Raw genomic sequence first — 24,082 nt, forward strand, 5'->3', positions numbered from 1 at the left:
CAGATTACCTGAATCGAGGCTGTCCATCGGGCAAAAAGAACAGGACATTCATCTCGCCTTCATAGGCTTTTCACATTTAGGCGTTTACCGTAGAATCCAGCCCGCGCTCCGTGCCAGGGAATTGATAAAAATCATGAACATAACGCTGTTATGCAGCTTTGACATTTGTTTTTTTTAGGCTTAAATCGCCGCATGTTTTTTATTACCCCTGTATCATCCCACGGTCTTGCCTCTATGCTTGCCCGCATAAAAGGCATCGTTCATTGTGCCTGAGCGTTGAGTCCGGCATGCTATCGGCTGGCTTGAAGCATCGCCGCACCATTGAAACCTTTCTGGAAAGAAGCCTTTGAAACCTTATCCAATCCAGCGCGTGTCGATCGTTATCCCGGTCTATAACGAAGAGCAGAGCCTGCCCGAACTGTTGCGCCGCACCGAGGCCGCCTGTTCGCAGCTGACCCAGGATGTCGAAATCATCCTGGTCGACGACGGCAGCCGCGATCGTTCCGCCGACCTTCTTCAGGAAGCCGCCGAGCGTGAAGGCAGCCCTGTCATCGCCGTGATCCTGAACCGCAACTACGGTCAGCACGCCGCGATCATGGCCGGCTTCGAGCAATCCACAGGCGATCTGGTCATCACCCTGGATGCCGACCTGCAAAACCCGCCGGAAGAAATCCCGCGCCTGGTGGAACAGGCCGCACTGGGTTACGACGTGGTCGGTACCGTGCGCAACAATCGCCAGGACTCGGCCCTGCGCCGCTGGCCGTCGCGCCTGATCAACATGGCCGTGCAACGCTCCACCGGCGTCGCCATGAGCGACTACGGCTGCATGTTGCGCGCCTATCGCCGGACCATCGTCGACGCGATGCTGGCCTGCCGCGAGCGCAGCACCTTCATCCCGATCCTGGCCAACAGCTTTGCCCGGCACACCACCGAAGTGCTGGTGCAGCACGCCGAGCGCGAGCACGGCGACTCGAAATACAGCCCGATGCGCCTGATCAACCTGATGTTCGACCTGGTCACCTGCATGACCACCACGCCCCTGCGGCTGTTGAGCATCATCGGTTTCACCATGGCCGGCCTCGGCGCCCTGTTCGCCTTCCTGCTGGTGGTGCTGCGCCTGATGTTCGGCGCCGCCTGGGCCGGTGACGGTTCGTTCGTACTGTTTGCTATCCTGTTCGTCTTCACCGGCGGCCAGTTCATCGGCATGGGGCTCCTGGGCGAATACCTGGGCCGCATGTACAGTGACGTGCGTGCACGTCCGCGCTTCTTCATCGAGAAAGTGCTGCGTAGCCAGCCCTCTCCTGCCAGCGCTGCTGGTGATACCCCTTCTACTACTACCGCCAATCAGGTCGCACCATGAATCCGAAAGTTGTCGTCTTCGCCTATCACGATATTGGTTGCACCGGCATCGAGTCCCTGCTCGCCGCAGGTTATGACATTGCCGCAGTGTTCACCCATGCCGACGACCCGAAGGAGAACGCCTTCTACGGTTCCGTTGCCCAACTCTGTGCTCGCAAGGGCATTACGGTGCATGCACCGGAAGATGCCAACCACCCGCTGTGGATCGAGCGCATCGCCAAGCTGAACCCGGACTACATCTTCTCGTTCTACTACCGCAACCTGCTGAGCGAAGAGCTGCTGGCCACCGCCAAGAACGGCGCGTTCAACCTGCACGGCTCCCTGCTGCCACGCTACCGCGGTCGCGCACCGGCCAACTGGGTGCTGGTCAACGGCGAAACCGAAACCGGCGTGACCCTGCACCGCATGGTCAAGCGTGCCGATGCTGGTGGCATCCTGGCGCAGAACCGCGTCGCCATCGAGCGTGCCGACACCGCCCTGAGCCTGCACACCAAGCTGCGTGAAAGCGCCGCCGCCCTGCTGAACGAAGCGCTGCCACAACTGGCCGCCGGCAAGCTGAGCGAAACCGCCCAGGACGAATCCAAGGCCACTTATTTCGGTCGCCGCACCCCGGCTGACGGCAAACTGGTCTGGAAAAAGCCTGCCGAAGAGCTGTTCAACCTGGTTCGCGCCGTGACCCAGCCTTACCCGGGTGCGTTCTGCGCCGTGGGCGAGCACAAGCTGATCATCTGGAGCGCCGAAGTCGTCAAGGGCAACGAAGGTCAGGCCCCTGGCCGTGTGATCAGCGTCGATCCGCTGCGCATCGCCTGCGGTGAAGACTCCCTGGTGATCAACGCCGGTCAGCGCAACGACAACGGCCTGTTCCTCAGCGGCCCGCAACTGGCCAACGAACTGGGCCTGGTTGACGGTTCCTTCCTTCGTGGCGCCGAGTCGGGCCGCAAGCCACGTCGTACCCGCGTACTGATCCTGGGCGTCAACGGCTTCATCGGTAACCACCTGTCCGAGCGCCTGCTGCGTGACGACAAGTACGAAGTCTACGGTCTGGACATCGGCTCCGACGCCATCGATCGCCTGCGCAGCCACCCGAACTTCCACTTCGTCGAAGGCGATATCAGCATCCACTCCGAGTGGATCGAATATCACATCAAGAAGTGCGACGTGGTCCTGCCGCTGGTGGCCATCGCCACCCCGATCGAATACACCCGCAACCCGCTGCGCGTATTCGAACTGGACTTCGAAGAGAACCTGAAACTGGTTCGCTACTGCGTCAAGTACAACAAGCGCGTGATCTTCCCGTCGACTTCCGAAGTCTACGGCATGTGCCAGGACGAGAACTTCGACGAAGACACCTCGAACCTGATCGTCGGCCCGATCAACAAGCAGCGCTGGATCTACTCGGTATCCAAGCAACTGCTGGACCGCGTGATCTGGGCTTACGGCGCCAAAGGCCAGCTGAACTTCACCCTGTTCCGTCCGTTCAACTGGATGGGTCCGCGCCTGGACCGTCTGGATTCGGCTCGTATCGGCAGCTCCCGCGCCATCACCCAGCTGATCCTGAACCTGGTGGAAGGTACCCCGATCCGCCTGTTCGACGGCGGCGAGCAGAAGCGTTGCTTCACCGACATCGCCGACGGCATCGAGGCCCTGGCCCGTATCGTCGACAACGAGAACGACTGCTGCAACGGCCAGGTCATCAACATCGGTAGCCCGAACAACGAAGCCAGCATCCGTCAGCTGGGCGAAGAACTGCTGCGTCAGTTCGAAGCTCACCCGCTGCGCAGCAACTTCCCTCCGTTCGCCGGTTTCCGCGAAGTGGAGAGCAAGGCGTTCTACGGCACTGGCTACCAGGACGTTTCGCACCGCAAACCAAGCGTCGAAAACGCCAAGCGCCTGCTGAACTGGGAGCCTACCGTCGAGATGAGCGAAACCATCGGTAACACCCTGGACTTCTTCCTGAAAGAAGCCATGCTCGAAATCGCGGACAAGCGCTGATGCAGGCTGGACTTCGCATCGATGTGGACACCTATCGCGGTACCCGTGAAGGGGTACCGCGGTTGCTGGAACTGCTCGACGAGGCCCAGGTCAAGGCGACGTTCTTCTTCAGCGTCGGACCGGACAACATGGGGCGCCACTTGTGGCGCCTCATCAAACCCCAGTTCCTGCTGAAAATGTTGCGTTCCAAGGCCGCCAGCCTTTATGGCTGGGACATCTTGCTGGCCGGCACTGCCTGGCCAGGCAAGCCGATCGGTCGGGATCTGGGGCATCTGATGCGCCAGACCCTGGCCGCCGGCCATGAGGTCGGCCTGCACGCCTGGGATCACCACGGCTGGCAGGCCAACGCCGGGCGCTGGAGCGAGGCCGAACTGATCGAACAGATCCGTCGCGGCGTCGATTGCCTGAGCGATATCACCGGGCAAGCCGTCGAATGTTCGGCCACCGCCGGTTGGCGGGCGGACGAGCGTGTCGTGCAAGCCAAGGAAGCATTCGGCTTTCGCTACAACAGCGACTGCCGCGGGCATGGTCTGTTTCTGCCACGGTTGGCGGATGGCAGCCTGGGTACCCCGCAAATTCCCGTGGACCTGCCCACTTTCGACGAAGTCGTGGGTGCGGATCTGGCCGCGAAAGATTTCAATGCGTTCATTCTCGACCGGTTCAGTCCGGCGCGCCTGAATGTCTACACCATTCACGCGGAAGTAGAAGGGATTCTGATGGCGAACGAGTTCCGCCAGCTATTGGCCCAGGCCAAGGCGCGCGACATCGAGTTCCAACCCCTGGTCAACCTGTTGCCGGCACAACTGGACCGCTTGCCCGAAGGGCAACTGGTACGCGGCACCCTCGGCGGCCGTGAAGGCTGGCTCGGGGTACAGCAGGGATGACCAGGCGCTGGGCTTTGCCATTGCTGTTCCTCGCTTTTCTGCTGTTCTACCTGCTGCCACTGGTCACCCATGGCATGTGGATTCCGGACGAAACCCGCTACGCGCAGATCGGCCAGGAAATGCTCGCCCATGGCCATTGGGCTTCACCGCATTTCATGGAGCTGCGCTACTTCGAAAAACCCATCGCCGGTTACTGGATGATCGCCATCGGCCAGGCGATCTTCGGTGAAAACTTTTTCGGCGTGCGCTTCGCCTCGGCCCTGAGCACCGGGCTGAGCGTGCTGCTGGTCTATCTGATCGCCGGACGCCTGTGGAACGACGAACGCAAGCAGTTTGCCTGCGCCGCGCTCTACATGAGCTTCGGCCTGATCGCCGGGCAAGCCGGTTACGCCAACCTCGATCCGCAGTTCACCTTCTGGGTCAATCTGAGCTTCGTGGCCTTGTGGTTCGCCATCGACAGCAACAGCCCGCGGGCGCGCCTGTGGTCGTGGGTGGCCCTGGGCCTGGCCTGTGGCATGGGCTTCATGACCAAGGGCTTCCTCGCCCTGATGCTGCCGGTGCTGATCGCCCTGCCCTACATGATCTGGCAGAAGCGTTTTCGCGAGCTGGTGGGTTATGGCCTGGTGGCGGTGGCGGTGGCGACACTGATCAGCCTGCCCTGGGTATTGGCCGTTCACCTTCAGGAACCGGACTACTGGCGTTTCTTCTTCTGGCACGAGCATATCCGCCGCTTCGCCGCCGAAGACGCACAGCACACCCGTCCTTGGTGGTTCTACCTGCCGATGATGGTGGTTTCCAGCCTGCCGTGGGCGCTGCTGCTGCCGGTGACCCTCAAGGACGCCTGGCGTACCAAAGGCCAGCGTATCACCGTGTTCCTGCTGCTCTGGATGCTGCTGCCGCTGGCGTTCTTCAGCCTCAGTCGCGGCAAGCTGCCGACCTACATCATGCCGTGCCTGATGCCCCTGGCGTTGTTGATGGGGCATTCGCTGATGGAGCGCATCAAGCTTGCGCAAGGCCAGGTTCCACGTCTCAATGGCCTGCTCAACCTGGTGCTGGGCCTGGTGGCGCTGGCGGCGCTGGTGTATTTCCAGCTCAAGCAGCCGTTCTACGATAACGAGCCGTTGCAACTGACCCTGCTCTGCGTGTTCCTCGGCAGCTGGGTCCTGGTCAACGTCTTGCCGCTGCTCAAGCCACTGACCTTCTGGGCCACCCCGGCACTGGGCATGGGCATGCTGGTCTTGCTGCTGCCGGCGGCCATGCCGAACGTCATCGTCCACAACAAGATGCCAGACCAGTTCATCGCCCACCATGCCGAAGAACTGAGCCAGAGTACGCACTTCCTGAGCAATGACCTGGGTGCCGCTTCCGCGCTGGCCTGGCGCATGAAACGCAGCGACATCACCCTCTACAACACCCAGGGTGAATTGCAGTACGGCCTGGGTTATCCCGAGACCGCGGGGCGCGTCCAGGACCTGAGCCAGATCCAGGCCTGGATGGACAACGCCCGCCGTGATGGCCAGGTCGGCGTGGTGATGCGCGTCAAGGATCAGGACGAACTGCACGAGATCGACCTGCTGCCCAAGGATCATGTTCGCTATGAAGAAGGCAACATGGTCATCCTGATTTTCTCGAAGACCGCACCATGACCTTGATGTTGCTGCTGGGCGCCTGCCTGCTGACCTGCCTGGGCCAAGTCGCCCAGAAATTCGCCGTCGAAAGCTGGCGCGGCCCTTCCCAGGGCATCGTCCATAAACTGCGTTCGCCCTGGCTGTGGCTGGCACTGGCCAGCCTCGGTTTCGGCCTGCTGGTCTGGCTGCTGGTGCTGCAACGGCTGGAAGTCGGGATTGCCTATCCGATGCTCAGCCTGAACTTTGTCCTGATCACCCTGGTGGCGCGCTACCTGTTCAAGGAGTCGATCGACACCCGCCATTGGTTGGGCGTGGCGTTGATCATCGCCGGTGTGGTCCTGTTGGGGCGTCACGTATGAGCCTGGCCCGCGGTTTTACCCTGGCTACCGGCAGCGTCCTGCTGGTCAGCGGTGCCCAGTTGGGCATGCGCTGGAGCATGACCCGCCTGCCGGAACCGGCCCAATGGCTGGACGCGCTGATGACTCAGGACGTATCGTTGCTGGCATTGGGAGTGGTGGCCGCGTCGATCCTCGCCTATGCCCTGTCCATGCTGTGCTGGCTGGCCGCCTTGCGCGACCTGCCACTGGGCCGGGCCTACTCGTTGCTCAGCGTGAGTTACGCGCTGGTCTACCTGTTGGCCGCCGGCCTGCCGTTTTTCAATGAAAGCTTCAGTCTTTCAAAATCGCTGGGAGTGGCCCTGGTCATTCTCGGTGTGCTAACGATCAACTCTCCACGTATACCCCGTCCTAGGGACTCCGTATGAAAATCAGCGTAATTGGTAGCGGTTATGTCGGTCTGGTGCAGGCGACTGTGCTGGCCGAAGTCGGTCATGATGTCGTGTGCATGGACGTCGACCAGAACAAGATCGACTTGCTGCGCAAAGGCCATATCCCCATCTTCGAGCCAGGGCTGGAGACCATGGTCAAGACCAACCTGGAAAGCGGCCGCCTGCACTTCACCAGCGACGAAAAGCTGGCGATCGAGCATGGCCAGGTGCTGTTCATCGCCGTCGGCACGCCGTCGGACGAAGACGGTTCGGCTGACCTCAAGTACGTCCTCTCGGTGGGCGATGCCGTGGTTCGTCACCGCGTCGAGCCACTGATCCTGGTGGAAAAATCCACCGTACCGGTCGGCACCGGCGACACCCTGCGCGCGCACATCGAAGCCGCCCTGGGCAAGGTCGGCCGCACCCTGGAATTCGATATCGTCTCCAACCCGGAATTCCTCAAGGAAGGTTCGGCGGTGGAAGACTGCCGTCGCCCGGACCGTATCGTCATCGGTTGCGAGCGCGAAGAAGTCCGTGAAGTGATGCGCGACCTCTACGCCCCGTTCAACCGCAACCATGACCGCATCATGTTCATGGACCTGCGCAGCGCCGAACTGACCAAGTACGCCGCCAACTGCATGCTGGCGACCAAGATCAGCTTCATCAACCAGATCGCCGAGCTGGCCGAACACCTGGGCGCGGACATCGAAGCCGTGCGCATGGGCATCGGCGCCGACCAGCGCATCGGTTACCACTTCATCTACCCGGGCTGCGGCTACGGCGGCTCGTGCTTCCCCAAGGACATGCGCGCCCTGATCCACAGCGCCCAGGCCGCCAACTGCTCCAGCGACCTGCTGCAAGCGGTCGAGGCGATCAACGAGCGGCAGAAGCACAAGCTGTTCGACCGCCTCAACGCCTTCTACAAAGGCGACCTGAAAGGCAAGACCTTCGCCCTCTGGGGCCTGGCGTTCAAGCCCAACACCGACGACATGCGTGACGCGCCAAGCCGCGTGCTGATGGAAGCCCTGTGGGCAGCCGGCGCCCAGGTTCGTGCGTTCGACCCGGAAGCCATGCAGGAAACCCAGCGCATCTACCCGGATGAACCGGGCCTGTCGCTGATGGGCACGCCGGAATCGGCACTGGTCGGCGCCGACGCGCTGATCGTCTGCACCGAATGGCAACAGTTCAAGGCCCCGGACTTCGAACTGATCAAGCAGCGCCTCAAGGCGCCGGTGATCTTCGACGGCCGCAACCTGTACGACGCCAATCGCATGCAGCGCAAAGGTTTCACCTACTTTGCGATCGGTCGCGGCGCCTCGCTGGACCTGCCGGTGACCCGTTACGGCCAGGAGTGATGCCCTGACCCGTACAGCGGGTCTATCCGGGTAAACAAGCGACGCGGTCATTGCCAAATGACCGCGTTTTCGTTCCTAGCGAGCCTGCTCGCGTATTTAGGTCCACGGCCGTGACATTGACGTCCTCATCCCGAAATACCCTGAATCGCCAATCCCTCGGCCTGGGCCTGGTGGCCCTGCTGCTGTTCATCGCCGGCGTCTATCAGCAAGCCGCCATCGGCTTCGACTCGCGCTTCGTGCTGTTCGCCGAGGAAATGCTGCGCCACGGTCCGAGTTTCTTCCCCACCACCTATGGCGAGCCGTACCCGGACTATTCGGCCTTTTCCACCCTGCTGATCTGGTTGCTGGCGCTGCCGTTCGGCACGGTCAATGCCTTCGCGGCCTGGCTGCCGAGCGCCCTGGCGTCGGCCTGGATCGTGGTGCTGATGTACCGCCTGGTCGCCCCTCATTCCCCACGCTGGGCGCTGCTGAGCATCGCCTTGCTGTTGCTGACCAACAATTTCCTGATCGAAACCCGCGCCGTTTCCCTGGACCAGATGCTCGCCGCCGTGTCGCTGACGGTGTTCTACCTGGGTTATGTCGCCCGATACCAGGGTGCCCCGAGGCGCAGCGTGCTCCTCCTGGCGCTGCTGGTGCTGGGCTTTGCCATTCGCGGGCCCATGGGCCTGGTGATCCCCACCGGCATGCTGTGCAGCTTCTACCTGCTCAGCGGGCAATGGCGCCGGCTGTTCGTGTTCGGCTTCCAGGCCCTGTTCCTGCTGGCGGCCTGCATCGGCCTGTTGTTGTGGCTGGCCTCGCTGGACGGCGGCCCGGCCTTTCTCCAGGAAGTGATCCACATGCAGTTCACCGGCCGCATGGACGGCACGGCGGGCTCCAGCGGGACGCTGTATTACTTCAGCAGTGCCTTTGGCAATTACGCCCTGGCCTATCCGTTGGCCGTACTGGTGCTGGTCGCCATCCTGGCAACCGGCCGCCAGCATCGCGGGCCGGCGCTGCAACTGACCCTCTACGCGGTCGCGGCCGGCCTGATCGTGATGCTCGGCCTGTCCGTGCCCCAGGCGAAAAAAGCCCGCTATATCCTGCCGATGGTGCCGATGGCTGCCATTGTCGCGGCCTATCCGTTCCAGGTCGCTCAGGGCCGCCTGTTCGCCTGGCTGCGCGGGCTGATGCAAGGCCTCTGGCTGATCCTCCCGGGCCTGCTGGTTGCCGGAATGTTCATGTTGCATCGGCGCTTCCCCGAGGAGCTGCCGACCCTGGGAATCGCTCCCTACCTGGTCGGCGCCTTGCAGGTGATCGCCGTGCTGGCACTGTTCAACGCCCGCTGGCGCGCACTCGGATTGGCCGGTTGTGCGGTACTGGCGCTGTGGAGCAGCTATATCCTGATCGTCGAGCCGACCGAACGAGTGACCTACGACACCCGCACCTTTACCCGTGCCACCCAGCAGTTGATCCAGCAGGATCCGGCGCCACTGGTCATGCATGCGATGGGCAAGGACGGGCGGGCGATCAAGTTCATGGTCAATGCCGAGGGCGATCCGCGTCCGCTCTTCACGGACACCACGGAGCAGCTTCAGGCCGTGGCGCGACCAGCCTGGGTGATGATGGACAAGAGCACTTACGAGGCGCTGAAAGGCTCGACTATCGGCGAATTGGCACCGGTGCTCAGCCAGAAGTTCGACAAGAACGATTATGTGCTGTTGAAGCTGCCGTAAACCTGTAGGAGCCGGGCTTGCCAGCGAAGCTTTTGGCGGTCTTGAGACCCAATCGCCAGCAAGCCGGCTCCTACAGTACAGCGTCAGGCGATGACTACGCTCGCCCCTTTCAGCACATCCAGCCCTACCCCCACCAACGTCACCGAATCCGCCCCGAAGCTCAGCACGGTATCGTGCCCCACCACCTTGGCATGCTCCTGGATATCGTGCCCCTGGGTATCGGCATAACCCATGAACACCAGCTTGTCGGAAGCCTGGAAGCCGGTGATCCGGTCCTGGCCGAACGAGGTCTTGAAGCCGTTGAACAGGAAGGTATTGCCTCCGCCCTTGGCGTCCATCAGGTCATTGCCGGCCCCACCGATAAACAGGTTGCCGCCGTTCGCCGAACCGATCAGGTGATCGTCGCCACCATTGCCCAGCAGCCACTCGCCCGAGGACTTCGCGGTCAGGGTATCGGCACCGTCGGTGGCGACCTGTGAGTTGACGTAATGCCCCTCGGACAGGCTCTGGTTGCCCACCGCATGGGCCACCTCCTTGCTGAAGAACACCAGGCTCGGCTCCTTGCTGACCAGGGTACTGATGTTCTGGGCGATGGTGATCCCGCCCTCGGCATCGCGGATGTACAAGGTGCCGTGACCGTCATTGGCAATATCGAAGCTGCTCAAGGACTTCTGCAGATCGAAGGTGTTGTTGCCCTTGCCGCCCAGGATGATGTTGTAGCCACCGTCGTCGCGGAAAGTGTCGTTGCCGCCACGACCTTCGATGTAATCGTTGCCACGGCCGCCCTTGAGCAGGTCGTTGGCATCGCTGCCGATGATGAAGGTGGTGCCGGTATGGGTTTCGGCGTTGCGATTGAGGTCCTGCACCCAGGTCTTGTCCCGGGCAGGATCCGACAGGTTGGCGACGATGATGGTCGAGTCCTTGCTGGTCAGGTCATAGAACTGCGATCCCAGCACGCGGTTCAGGCCATCGCCGTAGGCCGTCGGCAGGTGGGAAATCCAGGTGGCGACGTTGCCGATGGAAAACGGCAACAGGTTCCAGGCATCGGAAGCGTAATGGTCGTTGAAACTGACGATATTGTTGGTCGCCGAAGCCTTGTTCGCATCGTGTACGCCCAGGGTCGCCAGGGTCAGGCTGGAGCCGTCGAGGGCACGGAACACCGGGTCGTTTTCATAACCGATGTTCAGCACCTGGGTGCCCGGGCCGCTCTGGGTCGGCGAGGCGAAGGCGATGTAGTTGGCGTCCTTGTAGAAACCGCCCCAATGGTCCTGGCTCAGGTCGGCCACGCTGTTGACCGCCAGCCCGCCCAGGCTGTGGCCACTGACCAGCACGTCCTTGCCGGAAAGGCCGTTGGCCGCGGCAAAGCTCGCCACGCTCTTGAGCAGGCCTTCGAAGGCATTGGCGCTGTAGTTCTTCGCGTAATCCTTGGGTCCGATGGCCGCCAGCAAATCGTTGATCGCATCGCCGATCGTGTCGCTGATCTCGCTTTCCCGGGGGCCACTGGTACCACGGAAGGACACACCGATCTCAGTCAGGTGCCCGCCGGCGTCATACTTGCCGAGGATTTCCGCCTGCGCCGTGGTGTAGCCGGCCTTTTCGCCATAGTAGGTGCCGAGAGCGTCGGTCTTGCCGCCGTAGCCCAGTTGCGCGGCGCTGATGGGCGTCCAGCCGGCGGCCTTCACCGCCACCAGCGCGGCTTTCTCCGAATCCGGGTTCCAGGGCACCCCGGGGACGACCCCCTGGGCATCCGTACCGCCGATCAGGGCCTTGACCAGGGTGGCCGGCAGACCGAGGCCGAAGCCGTTCTGCTGGTAGCCCACGGCAAAACCGTTGTCGAGGTTGTGGTAGGAATACAAGGTGATCGCCAACGCATCGGAATACAGCGTTTTCGAAGCCTCGGTCCCTACGTTTTTATAGTCAAACACACCCATGGTATTGCCTCCTTGCTGGTTGGAATTAGCGACGTACAAAAGCCTCGTCGACCCTGGCCAGATCGGTTTCGCGCAGGGTCCCCGCGTAGTAATGCAATTTGGTCCAGGCCATCAGGTAGTCGTAGCGCGCCTGGGCCAGGTCGCGCCGGGTGCTGTAGAGCTGTTGCTCGGCGTTCAGCGCATCGAGGTTGACCCGCTCGCCGCCGAGGATGCTCTGCTTCGTCGAGACCACCAGGGCTTCGGCCGAATTCAAGGCCTTCTGATAGGCGCGCAGCTTGCTCACCCCCGACAGGCAGGCACTGAACTGGCGACGCAGCTCGATCAGGGTTTCCCGGGTCTTGCCGTCCAGCTCGTACTCGGCCTGTTCCAGATTGGCGCTGGCCTGGCGCACCGAAGCCGAAACCCCACCGCCGGCGAACAACGGCACGTTCACCTCGAAACCGATGGTGTTGGTGTCGTAGCGCTGGTTGTAGGTGTTGCCGCTGTCGGACTCGCTCTTGCGCACGCTGGCGTAGGCATTGAGCTTGGGCAGATGCCCGGCGCGATTGCGCTCCACTTCATAGCGCGCCACTTCCAGGGCCTGTCGCTGGGAGGCCAGGGTCGGGTTGTTGGCCAGGGCGAGCGCGTGCCAGGTATCGAAATTGGCCGGTTCCAGGGGAAACGATTGGAAAGCCTGGGCCAACGGCGCCAATTCGGAAACCGCCACCGACGGCACGCCGATCAGCGCGCCGAGCTCGCGCAAGGCGGCGTCCTGTTCGTTGCGCGCCTCGATTTCCTCGGCGGTGGCCAGTTCGAAACGCGACTCGGCCTCCAGAATATCGGTGCGCGTGCCCTCGCCCTGGCGGAACAGTTGCTCGTTCTGCTGGAACTGTTCCTCATAGGCTTTCTTGCTGGCCTGGGCGATCTCGATCTGGTCCTGGGCAAACAACGCCTGGGTGTAATAGGTCAGGACCCGCACCAGCAGTTCCTGGCTCTTGCCGCGAAAGGTTTCATCGGCGAACAACGCCTGCGCCACGCCCTTGCGGTAATTGGCGTAGGCCTCGTAGTCGATCAGCGGTTGTTGCAGCATCAGCGTGGAGCCGGAACTGGTGTAGTGCCGGTCCTCGTGGAGGTTGCCGCGTTCGTTGAGGTAAGTGGCCTTCGAGTCGTTGCGGCCCTGATTGTAGTTGTAGGAAATCCGCGGCAGCAGGCCGGCCCGGCCAATGGCGCGGTTTTCCTGCCCGGCATCGCGCTCCTTGAGCGCGCCGAGGAACACCGGGTCATTGCGCAGCGCCTGCTCATAGACCTCGAACGGCCCCATGGCCTGGCTGCCGGTGCTGACCAACAGGGACAGCATTGCGGCGATCATCGACAGTTTCTTCATTCGGTGGAACATCCTATTGCTCGGTCAACGCGGAACCCGCGCGGTCCAGCAGCGGTTTGAACAGATAGTTGAGCAGCGAGCGTTCGCCGGTGCGCACGAACATCTCGGCGGGCATGCCCGGCTTGATCACCAGCCCGTTGAGCTTTTCCAGGGCGCTATCGCTCACCGAGCTGCGCAGCACGTAATACGGCACACCGGTCTTTTCATCGAGCAACTGGTCGGCGGACACCAGGCTGACTTCACCGGGAACCCGCGGTGTACGGCTCTGGTTGAAGGCGGTGAACAGGATGTCCACCGGCAGCTGGCTGCCGACCTTGTCCACCAGGTTGACCGGCAGATGTCCCTCGACTTCCAGACGCTCACCCTGGGGCACGATCTCCAGTAGGGTTTCACCGGCGCGGATCACCGCGCCTTCGGTGTGCACGCTCAGGTTGACCGCGATGCCCTCGGCCGGCGCGCTGATCTCGCTGTGCTGCAGATCGAACTCCGCCGAACGCAACTGCTGCTCCAGGGTCAGGCTCTTGAGCTGGGCCTCGGCCAGTTGGCTGCGCACCTCCTTCTGGTACTCCTCGCCGTGCTGGGAGAGTTTCAGGCGCGACTCGACGATCCCCTGCTCCACCCGCCCGCTTTCGCCGCTGTTCTGCGCCAGGTCCTGCTGCACCTGGGACAGCTGGCGCTGGTAGTCCAGCAGGCGGTTGCGCGGGATATAGCCGTTTTCCGCCAAGGGCTTGAGGTTATCCAACTGGCTGCGCAGGGAGTCGGCGCGCTCCAGCATGTCGCTGCGGGCGCGACGCATGCCGGCCAGTTGCGCGCCGGCGCCGTCGATGCTGGCGCGAATACCGGCCTGCTCGCGGGAAAAGGCTTCGCGGCGACTGCTGAACAATTGCCGCTGCCCTTCGAGCACCAGCGCCAGGTGGGGATCGGGGTCCGTGCTCAGTTCGCTCGGAAAGATCACCCGGGGCAGGTTGTCACGCTCGCTCTGCCAGCGCGCCTGGCTGGCCCAGGCCACGCGGTACTGGGCCTGCAGGGATTGCACGTCGGCCGACAACTGCGTCTGGTCGAGACGAAACAGCGCTTGGCCCTGATGGACCACTTGCCCTTCATGGACCAGGATCCGACTGACCACCCCGCCCCCCAGGGACTGCACGGCCTTGCGTTTACCGGACACCACCACGGTGCCCTGCACGGCAATCCCCTGGTCCAGCGGCGCCAGGGCGGCCCAGAGGAAAAAGCTGCCGGCGCCCAGCAGCGCCAGCAACCAGCCCAAGCGGGCAAAGTACCGGGCATCACGCTCCGGTCGTTCAACGCTGCTACTGATCTGCATCGTGCTGTCCTTGCTCATGTGCCGCTGCTGCGCGTCGGCGCGGGATACTGTCGGCTCAGGCTGACGCCGGCCGGTGTCACGGTCTCGCGGGTCGGTTGGGGTGTCGGTGGCGCGCCGCTCGACAGCGCCTTGAGCACGTCGGCACTGCTGCCAAAGGCTTGCAAGCGGCCCTCGCTGAGCACCAGCAGCTTGTCCGCCTGGGTCAGGGAGGTGGAACGGTGGGTCACCAGGACCACCGTGCTGCCCCGGGCCTTGAGCAGGGCAATCGCCTGGGTCAACGCGGTTTCCCCGACCACGTCGAGGTTGGAGTTGGGCTCATCCAGCACCACCAGGCGCGGGCCGCCATACAGCGCCCGCGCCAGCGCCACCCGTTGCTTCTGTCCGCCGGACAGGCCGCTGCCGTCTTCCCCAGCAACGTGTCGTAGCCCTGGGGCAGGTGCAGGATCAAGTCATGCACACCGGCCTGGCGCGCCGCCTCGACCACCTTCAGCGAGTCGACCTCGGCAAAGCGGGCGATGTTTTCGGCAATGGTGCCGCTGAACAACTCGATGTCCTGGGGCAAGTAACCGATATGCGCGCCCAGGTCGTTGCGGTCCCAGCGATGCAGGTCGGCACCGTCCAGGCGCACGGTGCCGCCGAGGGTCGGCCAGACGCCCACCAGCACCCGGGCCAGGGTCGACTTGCCCGAGCCCGAGGAACCGAGCACCCCCAGCACCTCGCCGGGCGCCAGGCTGAAACTCATCGGGTGCAGGGTCGCGATACGCTTGCCGGGCGGTCCGGCGCTGACCTGTTCAAAGGCCACCTGCCCTTGGGGCGCGGGCAGGCTCATCTGCCCTTCTATTTCGGGGAACTCGCGCAACAGGTCGTCCAGGCGCCGGTAGGCGAGTTTGGCCGAACTCCACTGCTTCCAGACCGCGATCAACTGGTCGATGGGACTGAGTACCCGTCCCATCAGGATGGAACCGGCGATCATCATGCCGGCGGTCATCTCGCCCTTGATCACCAACAGCGCCCCCAGGCCCAGCACCAGCGATTGCAGGCACAGGCGCAGCATCTTGCTCAGGGAGGTGATCACCGCCCCCGTGTCACTGGCCCGGTTCTGCCGCGCCAGGAATCCCGAGTGCAGCTGGAACCAGCGCTTGCGCAGGGCCGCGAGCATGCCCATGGCCTGGATGGTCTCGGCATTGTGCAGATGGCTGGTGGCCAATCGGCTCGACTGCTGCGAATAACCGCTGGCTTCGCTCAGGGGCTTCCTGGTCATGGCCTCGTTCAGGTACGCCAGGGCGATCAGGAGCACGGCACCGACACTGGCGAAGACCCCCAGCCAGGGATTGAACAGGAAGATCACCAGCAGGTAGATGGGAAACCACGGCGCATCGAAAAAGGCGAACAAGGCCGGCCCGGTGAGGAACTGGCGAATATGGGTCAGGTCACCGAGGGCCTGGCCGGCATGCCCTCGCCGCGCAACAGGTTGCGTTCGAACGCCGCCTGGTAGACCCGCAGGTTCAGGCGCCGCTCCAGGGCGCTGCCGATGCGGATCACGATAAAACTGCGGACCACTTCCAACAGCCCGATAAAGGCAAAGAACCCCACCACCATCAGGGTCAGCATCACCAGGGTGGTTTCGTTCTGCGAGGTCAATACCCGGTCATAGACCTGAAGCATGTAAATGGAAGGCACCAGCATCAGCAAGTTGATCAGTGCGGTGAAACAACCGACGCTGATCAAGACACTCTTATAATCGCCGAGTACACGAATCAACGGTGTCCCGGACATCATTTTCGGCGGTTTCATCTATCTTCCTTGATGTTACGGACAGCCGGATACGCACCTTTATTCGATGGCCGGCGAGCCGCTCGAAAATAGAGGCACTATCGACACGAGTCGTTCTTTCGCGACTCATAAAGACTGAACGGAAAAGCAACTAACAAAGGTGCACGGATACAAGGTATCAAGTTGCTCTTTAATCGGTTTTCACCTGAATACTCAGGGCATATCGCGCACCAGTACCAGAACCTTTCCATTCTTCAAGCGAACTTCATAGCGGTCGGCTTTCTGCCGATTGAAGTGCACGATGCCAGTCCCTTCGGCACCATAAAGCCACAGGCCGTCGGGGGTCGGCTCCCAGTTGGCCGGGCGCTCGCCCAACCAGCCGGCGATACAGGCAAGATCGCCGCTCAGGCGTGGCGACTGGAGCAGGAGTTCAAGCTCGCAAACCTGCGGGTTGGTGCCTTCGGGGTACATCCGCCACTGGCCGGCAAGGGCCTCGGGTGGGGTCAGGATCAGGCTTCTCGCCATGGTGATTTCTCCAAAAAACGCCAGGAACGCGGCCATCAGCCACGTCGAACAGCTACTGCGGACAAACGTCTTGATCATGGGCATGCACTACCGGGCCAGAGGGCAGCGCCGGAGCGCTGCCCGTACCGCATCAACTCAAGCCACGATATCCGTGACCGCTGCCTGACCCACGGTGGTCACCAGGAAGTCGGCTACGCCGTGCCCGGAGAAGTCCACCGCCAGTGTGCCCAGGTTGGTGCCCGAGGCATACGTCAACACCGCATCACCGGCATGGCCGGTGAACGCATTGACGAAGCTCAGGCCCGAACCATGGGTGATCCCGGACAGATCGATCTTGTCCTGGCCACTGGTGAAATCCATGATCCGGTCGGCGGCATTCGGCGCGGAGTCGGAAACGGCAGCGTACACGAAGGTGTCGTTGCCCGAACCGCCCCAGAGCTTGTCGGCCCCGCCAGCACCATAGATGATGTCGTTGCCGGCACCGCCGCGCAGCTCGTTGGCCACGTCATTGCCGATCAGCAGGTCGTTGCCCGAACCACCGATGGCGTTCTCGATGGTGACGCCCTGGGCGATGGAGATATTGCCCACCATGCCGCCAACGTCGGAGAACGAACCGGCATGAAGATTGATCTTCTGGTTCTGGGTGAACCCGGAGAAATCCAGGGTATCGTTGCCGCCACCGTCCCAGACCGAGAACACCAGCTTGTCCGAAGACGAGGTGGCGCTCATGTAGTCGCGACCGGCATTGGAGTTGAACCCATAGGTGGTATCACCGGAACGGGTGCTGTAGTTGGCGCCGTAGAGTTTCTGGATCGCCGCGATGTCGTCCATCAGCGGGCCCGAGGAATAAGCCTCGACACCGCCTTTGCTGAAGTTCTGGCTGGTGTTGCTTTCGCTCCAGTAACTCATGACGCTGTAGCCGCGGGTGTCCTGCCCATAGGACGCGTCGTTGTAGGTCGGGTTGCCTTCGCCGGCGTTGTAGTCGCCGGGATGAGCCAGGCCGAGGGTATGGCCGATCTCATGGGTCAGGGTCTGGCGACCGTAGTTGTTCAGGCCAGGCGTCTTGTTGACGTTGTAGCCGCTGCCGGTCAGGTACCAGGACTGGCCATCGAAGCCAGGCTCGGTACCCGGCAGGAAGGCAAACGCTGCCGCGCCCTCCTGTCCGCCACTGTAGTTGCCGAAGGTCATATGACCGTCGCCGCCCTTCGCCGCCTCCGTGAACGTCACATTGGCCACGTCCGCCCAGGATTGCATGGAGAGCACGGCTTGCGACTTCTGCAGCGCACTGAACTGACTGAACCCGGTGACACCCAGACCACTGAAATTCGAGGTCGGGGCTGTCAGGAAGGTATAGGTCAGCTCGATCTTGCCGCTGCCGTTCAGATCATGCCAGGTGGCACCGTCACGCAGCAGTTGCGTGGCGGCTTGATCGACGGAGTAGGAGGGTTTGCCATTGACCGTGAGGTCGCCACCACGGTCGTATTGATGGCTGAAGCTATCGATCTGGTTAAAGGCGGAACTTGTACCGTTGTCCGCCAGTGCCGCATCCGTGGAAACAATAGCTTTCGTTTTGACTTTCGACATAAACACACTTCCTTGTTTGCAAGTGAAACAGTTTTTGTCCGATAGCGACAATCCCTTGGCGAGATCATCCTATCACTCGCCCTTTTTGAAGGCAGCGAGAAACTGACACAATTTGAAATCAAACGTCCAGCGCTTTTTTGAGATCGAATCCCAAAAACAACGAAAACACCTACAAACATTGGCCCGAGTCGTGAAAGTTTTTTCCGACAGTAATGACGCATACCCGCAAGCAGACTTCCGGAATACTTCAAGCCATATGAACGCATATGTGAAGTGCATCATTAAATGACCAACAGGTCACTTTTTTACTTATAAGTTTTATTGTCGACCACTCGTTCTAAGTGTATCCAGCACAACTTCGCCCTTTAACGCCGCGCCCCTGGTCACGATCAAGCAGCGCATGCCCTCTCCCGTCCATTGCACGGATCTTCTAGACTGACACCCGGCCGCGGGCGTCAACTGACCCTCTGCATGACTGACCACTCCGGAAACCCCATGTCCAGCACCGCCAACCACTGGATCGACCTGACCCAGGACCGGGACACCGGCATCGAAACCCTGCGCGCGCGTTTCCAGGGCCATACCCATGCCTACGATGCCCACTGGCACGACAGCTACCTGGTGGGGGTCACCGAACAAGGCGTGCAGCAGTTCAATTGCCGTCGCACCCGCTATCAGAGCCTGGCGGGCAACGTGTTCCTGCTCGAACCCGGCGAGATCCATGACGGCGACGCGCCCACCGAAGGCGGCTTCACCTACCGTACGATCTATCTCGACCCGCAGTGGCTGGAACGGGAACTGAGCGTGCTGTTCGAGGAGGCCCCGGCGGGCAGCCAGCTGAGCTTTGCCACCACCCTGGCCACCGACACGCGCCTGGCCCAGGCCACCAGCGCCGCGTTCCAGGCCATTCATACCCGGGAATTGCGCATCGTCCGGCAAAGCGCCCTGGACCAGATGCTCGGCAGCCTCACCGACCATCTGCACTGGCGCACCCGCTACCGTGAAGACCCGCGTCTGCCGCGGGTCGCGCAGATCGCCCGCGAGTACCTGCACGCCCATCTGCAATACGACCTGAGCCTGGATGAAGTCGCCGCAGCCTGCGGCGTCGACCGCTTCCGCCTGACCCGCGCCTTCAAGGCCGCCTACGGCCTGCCGCCCCACGCCTACCTGGTGCAGTTGCGCGTGGCGCGGGCGCGGCAACTGCTGTCCCGGGGCGAAACCCCGGCGAACGTCGCCATGGCCCTGGGCTTTGCCGACCAGAGTCATCTGGGCCGCTGGTTCGTGCGCGCCTATGGGCTGACACCCGCCGCCTACCGCAAGCGCTGCTCAAATCTTCCGGACACCTGAAATGGCGCACGGGAAGCCCGGACGTCGCCGCAGTGCAAAAGCCGGTCGCCCTGGTGCGCTTTCGCCCTCAAGCGGCTGCGTAACGTGGCCGGACGGTGCATGAAGACACCGGCCTCCACAATAAACGACCTGCCGCGAGATCTGCGTATCATGAAAAGACTGTTCAACAGCTGTCTGTTCCTCTGCAGTACCGCACTCCTGAGCACCAGCGTGCTCGCTTCCGAAGACGCTTCCTGCAAGACCGTGCGCATGGGCGTGGTCAACTGGACCGACGTGATCGCCACCAGCGGCATGGCTGACGTGCTGCTCAACGGCCTGGGCTATGAAAGCAAGCAGACCAGCGCCGTGCAGCAGATCATCTTTGCCGGCATCCGTGACAAACGCCTGGATATCTTCCTCGGCTACTGGAAACCGGCGATGGACAAGAACATCGCGCCTTTCGTCGCCGCCAACCAGGTCAAGGTCATGGCCCAGCCGAGCCTGTCCGACGCCCAGGCCACCCTCGCCGTGCCGCAATACGTGGCTGACGCGGGCCTGAAGACCTTCGCCGACATCGCCAAGTTCAAGGACAAGCTCGGCGGCAAGATCTATGGCATCGAGCCCGGCAGCGGCGCCAACACCACCATCAAGACCATGATCGACACCGACCACTTCGGCCTCAAGGGTTTCAACCTGGTGGAATCCGGGGAAGCCGGGATGCTCGCGGCGGTGCAGCGGGCGGTCAACCGCAAGGAGTTCGTGGTCTTCGTCGGCTGGACCCCGCACCCGATGAACATCAATATGAAAATTGCCTACCTGACCGGCAGCGAGGATGTCTACGGGCCCAACGAAGGCGCGGCCACCGTGTCCACCGTCACCGCCCCGGACTACGCCCAGCGTTGCCCGAACGTCAACAAGCTGCTGGAGAACCTGACGTTCAGCGCCGCCCAGGAAAGCCAGTTGATGGTGCCGATCATGGAGCGCCAGACGCCCCAGGACGTGGCGAAGAAATGGCTGCGCGATCACCCTGAAGACCTGCAGAAGTGGCTGAGCGGCGTCACCAGCGTCGACGGCAAGGACGGTGTCGCGACCGTGCAGGCCAGTCTGAAATAGCGCTAATCATTGTAGGAGCGGTGCTTGTCGGATCGCCGCACCGCTCCCACAGGTTTTCCTGACCTCTGGAACACGGCTGAAACTGCGCATGACCGATTACCCGCTTTCCCCCGAACTCAGCGCCTTTGTCGCCAGGACCCTCGACTTCAACTCTCCGGACAGCACGATCAATGGCCTGCGCATCGGCTACAGCACGATGTGCCGGGCCTTCACTCCGGCACGTCCGGCAGGCATCAGCGTCAACGACGAACTGATCGGACAGGTGCCCGTGCGCCAATACCGTCCGACTTCGACACCACCGGCCAATGGCTGGCCCGGCGTGGTCTACCTGCATGGTGGCGGCTGGGTGGTGGGCGACCTCGACTCCCACGATTTCATCACCGCCGAACTTGCGTCCCGGCTCAACGCCGTGGTCATCGCCGTCGACTATCGTCTCGCTCCGGAACATCCCTTTCCCGCCGCCTTCGATGATTGCCTGGCGGTATGGCGCGGCGTACAGGCCAGCGCCCCGAGCCGGCAACTGGACCCGCACCGCATGGCGATTGCCGGTGACAGTGCCGGCGGCAACCTCGCCGCCGCCGTATGCCTGGCCCTGCGCGATGCCGGGCAAGCGCAACCGGTACTGCAAGCCCTGATCTATCCGGGACTGGGCGGCGACGACGAGCTGCCCTCACGCACCGAATGCGCCGACGCCCCGCTGCTCAGCGCCAGCGATGTGCACTGCTATCACACGTTGTACCTGCCGGGTTCGGCAAAGCCTTCGGCCTATGCAATGCCGTTGCAGGCAACGGATCTACGGGGATTGGCCCCGGCGTTCATCGCCGTGGCGCAGTTCGATCCCTTGCGCGATGACGGCGTGCAGTACAGCGAACGCCTGAGGAATGCGGGAGTAGCCGTGGATTTCCATCCCGGCCACGGTCTGGTGCATGGCTGCCTGCGGGCCCGGGGCATGGCGCCGGAGGTGGATCTGCTCTACGAAAAACTGCTGACCCAACTACGGCGCTATCTGAACGGATTGTAGGAGCGCCAGTCGACGTTCGCCGGCTTGCTCCTACAAGCAGTGCGTCAGATCACGAACCGCGCCACCATCGCATTCAGGTCCACCGCCAGGCGCGACAGCTCATGGCTGGCGGCGCTGGTCTGGTTGGCACCGGCGGCCGACTGGGACGCCAGGTCGCGGATGTTCACCAGGTTGCGGTCCACTTCACGGGAGACCTGGGCCTGCTCCTCCGACGCGCTGGCGATCACCAGGTTGCGTTCGTTGATCAGGTTGATGGAGTGGGTGATCTGCTCCAGGGCCACACCGGCGGCACGAGCCATCTCCAGGGTGGTCTGGGTCCGCTGGTTGCTCTGCTGCATCGACTGCACGGCCTGGCCGGTGCCATTCTGGATCCCGGCGACCATCTGCTCGATTTCCTTGGTCGACTGCTGGGTGCGATGGGCCAGTGCTCGTACTTCATCGGCCACCACCGCAAAACCGCGGCCGGCCTCGCCTGCCCGCGCGGCTTCGATGGCGGCGTTGAGGGCCAGCAGGTTGGTCTGCTCGGCAATCGCGCGGATCACGTCCAGCACCTGGCCGATGTCGCGGCCCTGGGTCGCCAGGCCCTCCATCAGCACCGAGGTGCTTTGTACGTCCCGGGTCATGGCCTGAATCGCGTCCACTGTCTCCACCACCCGGTTGCGCCCTTCCAGCGCCGCCTGGTTGGATTGCTGCGAAGCCTCCGAGGTCGACACCGCATTGCGCGCCACTTCTTCTACCGCACTGGTCATTTCGTTGACCGCCGTGGCAGCCTGCTCGATCTCGTTGTTCTGTTGCTGCAGCCCGCGGGAAGCCTCCTCGGTCACGGCGCTGAGCTCTTCAGCCGCCGACGCCAACTGCGTGGCTGAACCCGAGATCTGCTCGATGGTCTTGCGCAGGTTGCCTTGCATCGCCGACAACGCCGTCAGCAAACGGGCCGGCTCGTCCTTGCCCTCGATCGCAATGGCCTTGGTCAGGTTGCCGCCGGCAATGGTCTCGGCGGCGGCGACCGCCTGGTTCAGCGGCGCCACGATGCTGCGGGTCAACAACCAGGCCAGCAACACCGTCATCAGCGCCGCCAGCAGCGAAACCACGATGATGCCGGTACTGGCATTGCTGTATTGTTCGCCAGCCAGGTTCGAGGCGACCTTGGCACCCGCCTTGTTGATATCCACCAGTTGGTTGAGCTGCTCGCCCATCAGGTCGGTGCCAGCCTTGATCTGGTTGTTGATCAGGCTGCGCATCTCCTCGATCTTGTTCTGTCGCGACAACTCCACCATCTGGTTCTGGTCCCTGAGATAGGTATCGAGCGTCGCCGCGAACTCCTTGTACTTGGCCAGCTCCTCCCCATCCGCAGGCAGATCGGCGTAACTTTTCACGTCCTTGCGAACTTTGTCCACCAGCACTGCGATGCGCGTTTCGGCGTCCTGCACGGCTGCGGGCTCACGATTGATCAGTATGCGAAAGGACAGAATCCGCATACGCAATACATCTTCGAGCGCGTTGCCCAGAAACCCCACACTGGGCAGTTGATTGGTTTCCATGTCAATGGACGCCTGACGAATCACCGTCATGCGGGTCTGGGAAAAGACCCCCAGCACAATCACCAGCAATGCAATGAATGCAAAACCGAGAAAGGCACGAGGGGCGATATTCATATTTCGTAGGGACATGGGCTGCTCTCTAATAGACTGAGGACTACTAGCTTCCATGCCTGAGACGTGCCAGATAGCAAAAGGCCATACCGACAGTGCTGGCCCGTTCTTCTTATCGACGGCGGGCTTGAACGGATTATCGGCAGGTGTTGTGACTTTATTCAGGGGGCAATGAAAAAATATTTGATCTTATGAGTAGCGTGCGAATAAGTGTTTCACTATTGATACACCGAAACCCTTGCCCACTCGAAGTTGTGGCCATGCGCCACCAACTGTACATACAGGTGCAGATCATCGTCGTCGGACATGACGCACTTGAACCAATGTAATAGACGCAGATCAAACTACACGCAAACAATCACCGAGCGGCCTGAAAAAGCGCTCCTGGTCCGCTGAACGGGTGCTATTTTTATGCACTCTACTGGCGCGACCATGAGGTTGTGCCGTTCCTACCCGCGAGCAAAAGGAAGCGCTCAATGAAACAGGTGGGCAACATGAGTAATGTCTTCAGCAAGGTGACCTTCCCCAACGCTTGCCAGCTGATGCGCTGGCATTTTCATCCCATGGGCTTCGAAGCCAGCATGGACGCGCCGGACAGCATGATCGCCCGGCTGTTCGACCGGGCCAGTGGCGAAACGCTGATCACCCTCGCCGGCATTCCCTGCGCCACGGTGATGAACGCTGCCGATGTGGAGCGCATCATCGAGGCGATTGAAGACGAACTCGAATCCTCCGTCCCCCCCAAAAGGCTGCGAGCCGTCAACTGACGACCGC

At 62.2% G+C, this 24,082-nt stretch carries 18 protein-coding genes and 2 pseudogenes; 12 read left to right on the forward strand and 8 right to left on the reverse strand.

The window, feature by feature from the left end; all coding sequences use genetic code 11:
- Positions 1-346: 346 nt before the first annotated feature.
- The 8 genes from arnC (at position 347) to NUH87_RS03265 (ending at position 9,696) form a co-directional block, all read left to right on the forward strand.
- Positions 347-1,360: an undecaprenyl-phosphate 4-deoxy-4-formamido-L-arabinose transferase gene (gene arnC, locus NUH87_RS03230; protein ID WP_040067730.1), complete on the forward strand. Its 1,014-nt coding sequence runs from the start codon at positions 347-349 to the stop codon at positions 1,358-1,360.
- A complete protein-coding gene (gene arnA, locus NUH87_RS03235) occupies positions 1,357-3,351 on the forward strand; it encodes a bifunctional UDP-4-amino-4-deoxy-L-arabinose formyltransferase/UDP-glucuronic acid oxidase ArnA (protein ID WP_040067727.1) in 1,995 nt (664 codons plus the stop codon). Before arnC ends, arnA begins: the two co-directional genes overlap by 4 nt.
- A complete protein-coding gene (gene arnD, locus NUH87_RS03240; RefSeq protein ID WP_040067725.1) occupies positions 3,351-4,235 on the forward strand; it encodes a 4-deoxy-4-formamido-L-arabinose-phosphoundecaprenol deformylase in 885 nt (294 codons plus the stop codon). Before arnA ends, arnD begins: the two co-directional genes overlap by 1 nt.
- Positions 4,232-5,881, forward strand: coding sequence for a lipid IV(A) 4-amino-4-deoxy-L-arabinosyltransferase (arnT, locus tag NUH87_RS03245; RefSeq protein ID WP_338524700.1), 1,650 nt, complete (start codon positions 4,232-4,234; stop codon positions 5,879-5,881). Before arnD ends, arnT begins: the two co-directional genes overlap by 4 nt.
- A complete protein-coding gene (gene arnE, locus NUH87_RS03250; protein WP_338524701.1) occupies positions 5,878-6,222 on the forward strand; it encodes a 4-amino-4-deoxy-L-arabinose-phosphoundecaprenol flippase subunit ArnE in 345 nt (114 codons plus the stop codon). The genes arnT and arnE overlap by 4 nt, the downstream gene beginning before the upstream one ends.
- The gene (gene arnF / locus NUH87_RS03255) at positions 6,219-6,626 is read left to right on the forward strand and encodes a 4-amino-4-deoxy-L-arabinose-phosphoundecaprenol flippase subunit ArnF (RefSeq protein ID WP_040067721.1); all 408 of its coding nucleotides are present in this window, start codon (positions 6,219-6,221) and stop codon (positions 6,624-6,626) included. The genes arnE and arnF overlap by 4 nt, the downstream gene beginning before the upstream one ends.
- On the forward strand, positions 6,623-7,984 hold the full coding sequence (locus NUH87_RS03260) for a UDP-glucose dehydrogenase family protein (RefSeq protein ID WP_040067720.1): 1,362 nt from the start codon (positions 6,623-6,625) through the stop codon (positions 7,982-7,984). Before arnF ends, NUH87_RS03260 begins: the two co-directional genes overlap by 4 nt.
- 116 nt (positions 7,985-8,100) lie before the next feature.
- Positions 8,101-9,696, forward strand: coding sequence for an ArnT family glycosyltransferase (locus NUH87_RS03265; protein ID WP_338527067.1), 1,596 nt, complete (start codon positions 8,101-8,103; stop codon positions 9,694-9,696).
- Positions 9,697-9,779: 83 nt separating this feature from the next.
- Here the strand turns inward: NUH87_RS03265 and NUH87_RS03270 are convergent, their stop codons facing one another.
- From NUH87_RS03270 to NUH87_RS03295, 6 genes and pseudogenes are all read right to left on the reverse strand, one after another.
- Positions 9,780-11,627, reverse strand: coding sequence for a polyurethanase (locus NUH87_RS03270; protein WP_338524702.1), 1,848 nt, complete (start codon positions 11,625-11,627; stop codon positions 9,780-9,782).
- A gap of 25 nt (positions 11,628-11,652) precedes the next feature.
- Positions 11,653-13,002, reverse strand: a complete 1,350-nt coding sequence (locus NUH87_RS03275) for a TolC family outer membrane protein (protein ID WP_338524703.1) — start codon at positions 13,000-13,002, stop codon at positions 11,653-11,655.
- Position 13,003: 1 nt separating this feature from the next.
- On the reverse strand, positions 13,004-14,332 hold the full coding sequence (locus tag NUH87_RS03280; RefSeq protein ID WP_338524704.1) for an HlyD family type I secretion periplasmic adaptor subunit: 1,329 nt from the start codon (positions 14,330-14,332) through the stop codon (positions 13,004-13,006).
- Positions 14,329-16,108 (reverse strand): annotated as a pseudogene (locus NUH87_RS03285) (type I secretion system permease/ATPase). Before NUH87_RS03285 ends, NUH87_RS03280 begins: the two are co-directional and overlap by 4 nt.
- A gap of 192 nt (positions 16,109-16,300) precedes the next feature.
- Complete coding sequence (locus NUH87_RS03290) at positions 16,301-16,690, reverse strand: protease inhibitor Inh/omp19 family protein (protein ID WP_338524705.1); 390 nt, start codon at positions 16,688-16,690, stop codon at positions 16,301-16,303.
- A 57-nt stretch (positions 16,691-16,747) separates the two neighbouring features.
- Positions 16,748-18,196: a serralysin family metalloprotease gene (locus NUH87_RS03295; RefSeq protein ID WP_338524706.1), complete on the reverse strand. Its 1,449-nt coding sequence runs from the start codon at positions 18,194-18,196 to the stop codon at positions 16,748-16,750.
- A gap of 495 nt (positions 18,197-18,691) precedes the next feature.
- Between NUH87_RS03295 and NUH87_RS03300 the strand changes: the two genes are divergently transcribed.
- The 3 genes from NUH87_RS03300 (at position 18,692) to NUH87_RS03310 (ending at position 21,656) form a co-directional block, all read left to right on the forward strand.
- On the forward strand, positions 18,692-19,543 hold the full coding sequence (locus NUH87_RS03300) for an AraC family transcriptional regulator (RefSeq protein ID WP_338524707.1): 852 nt from the start codon (positions 18,692-18,694) through the stop codon (positions 19,541-19,543).
- Positions 19,544-19,693: 150 nt separating this feature from the next.
- Complete coding sequence (locus NUH87_RS03305) at positions 19,694-20,635, forward strand: choline ABC transporter substrate-binding protein (protein WP_338524708.1); 942 nt, start codon at positions 19,694-19,696, stop codon at positions 20,633-20,635.
- A gap of 88 nt (positions 20,636-20,723) precedes the next feature.
- Positions 20,724-21,656, forward strand: a complete 933-nt coding sequence (locus tag NUH87_RS03310; RefSeq protein ID WP_338524709.1) for an alpha/beta hydrolase — start codon at positions 20,724-20,726, stop codon at positions 21,654-21,656.
- 44 nt (positions 21,657-21,700) lie between these two features.
- Here the strand turns inward: NUH87_RS03310 and NUH87_RS31185 are convergent, their stop codons facing one another.
- Entirely contained in the window at positions 21,701-22,564 is an 864-nt protein-coding gene (locus tag NUH87_RS31185; protein ID WP_422393970.1) for a methyl-accepting chemotaxis protein, read from the reverse strand.
- A pseudogene (locus NUH87_RS31190) lies at positions 22,559-23,365 on the reverse strand (MCP four helix bundle domain-containing protein); the annotation flags it as partial. The pseudogene NUH87_RS31190 and the gene NUH87_RS31185, both read right to left, overlap by 6 nt.
- A 419-nt stretch (positions 23,366-23,784) precedes the next feature.
- Between NUH87_RS31190 and NUH87_RS03320 the strand changes: the two are divergent.
- On the forward strand, positions 23,785-24,075 hold the full coding sequence (locus NUH87_RS03320; protein ID WP_338524711.1) for a DUF1652 domain-containing protein: 291 nt from the start codon (positions 23,785-23,787) through the stop codon (positions 24,073-24,075).
- Positions 24,076-24,082: the final 7 nt, after the last annotated feature.

This window comes from Pseudomonas batumici, assembly GCF_036585405.1.
GTDB classification, from domain to species: Bacteria; Pseudomonadota; Gammaproteobacteria; order Pseudomonadales; family Pseudomonadaceae; genus Aquipseudomonas; species Aquipseudomonas batumici.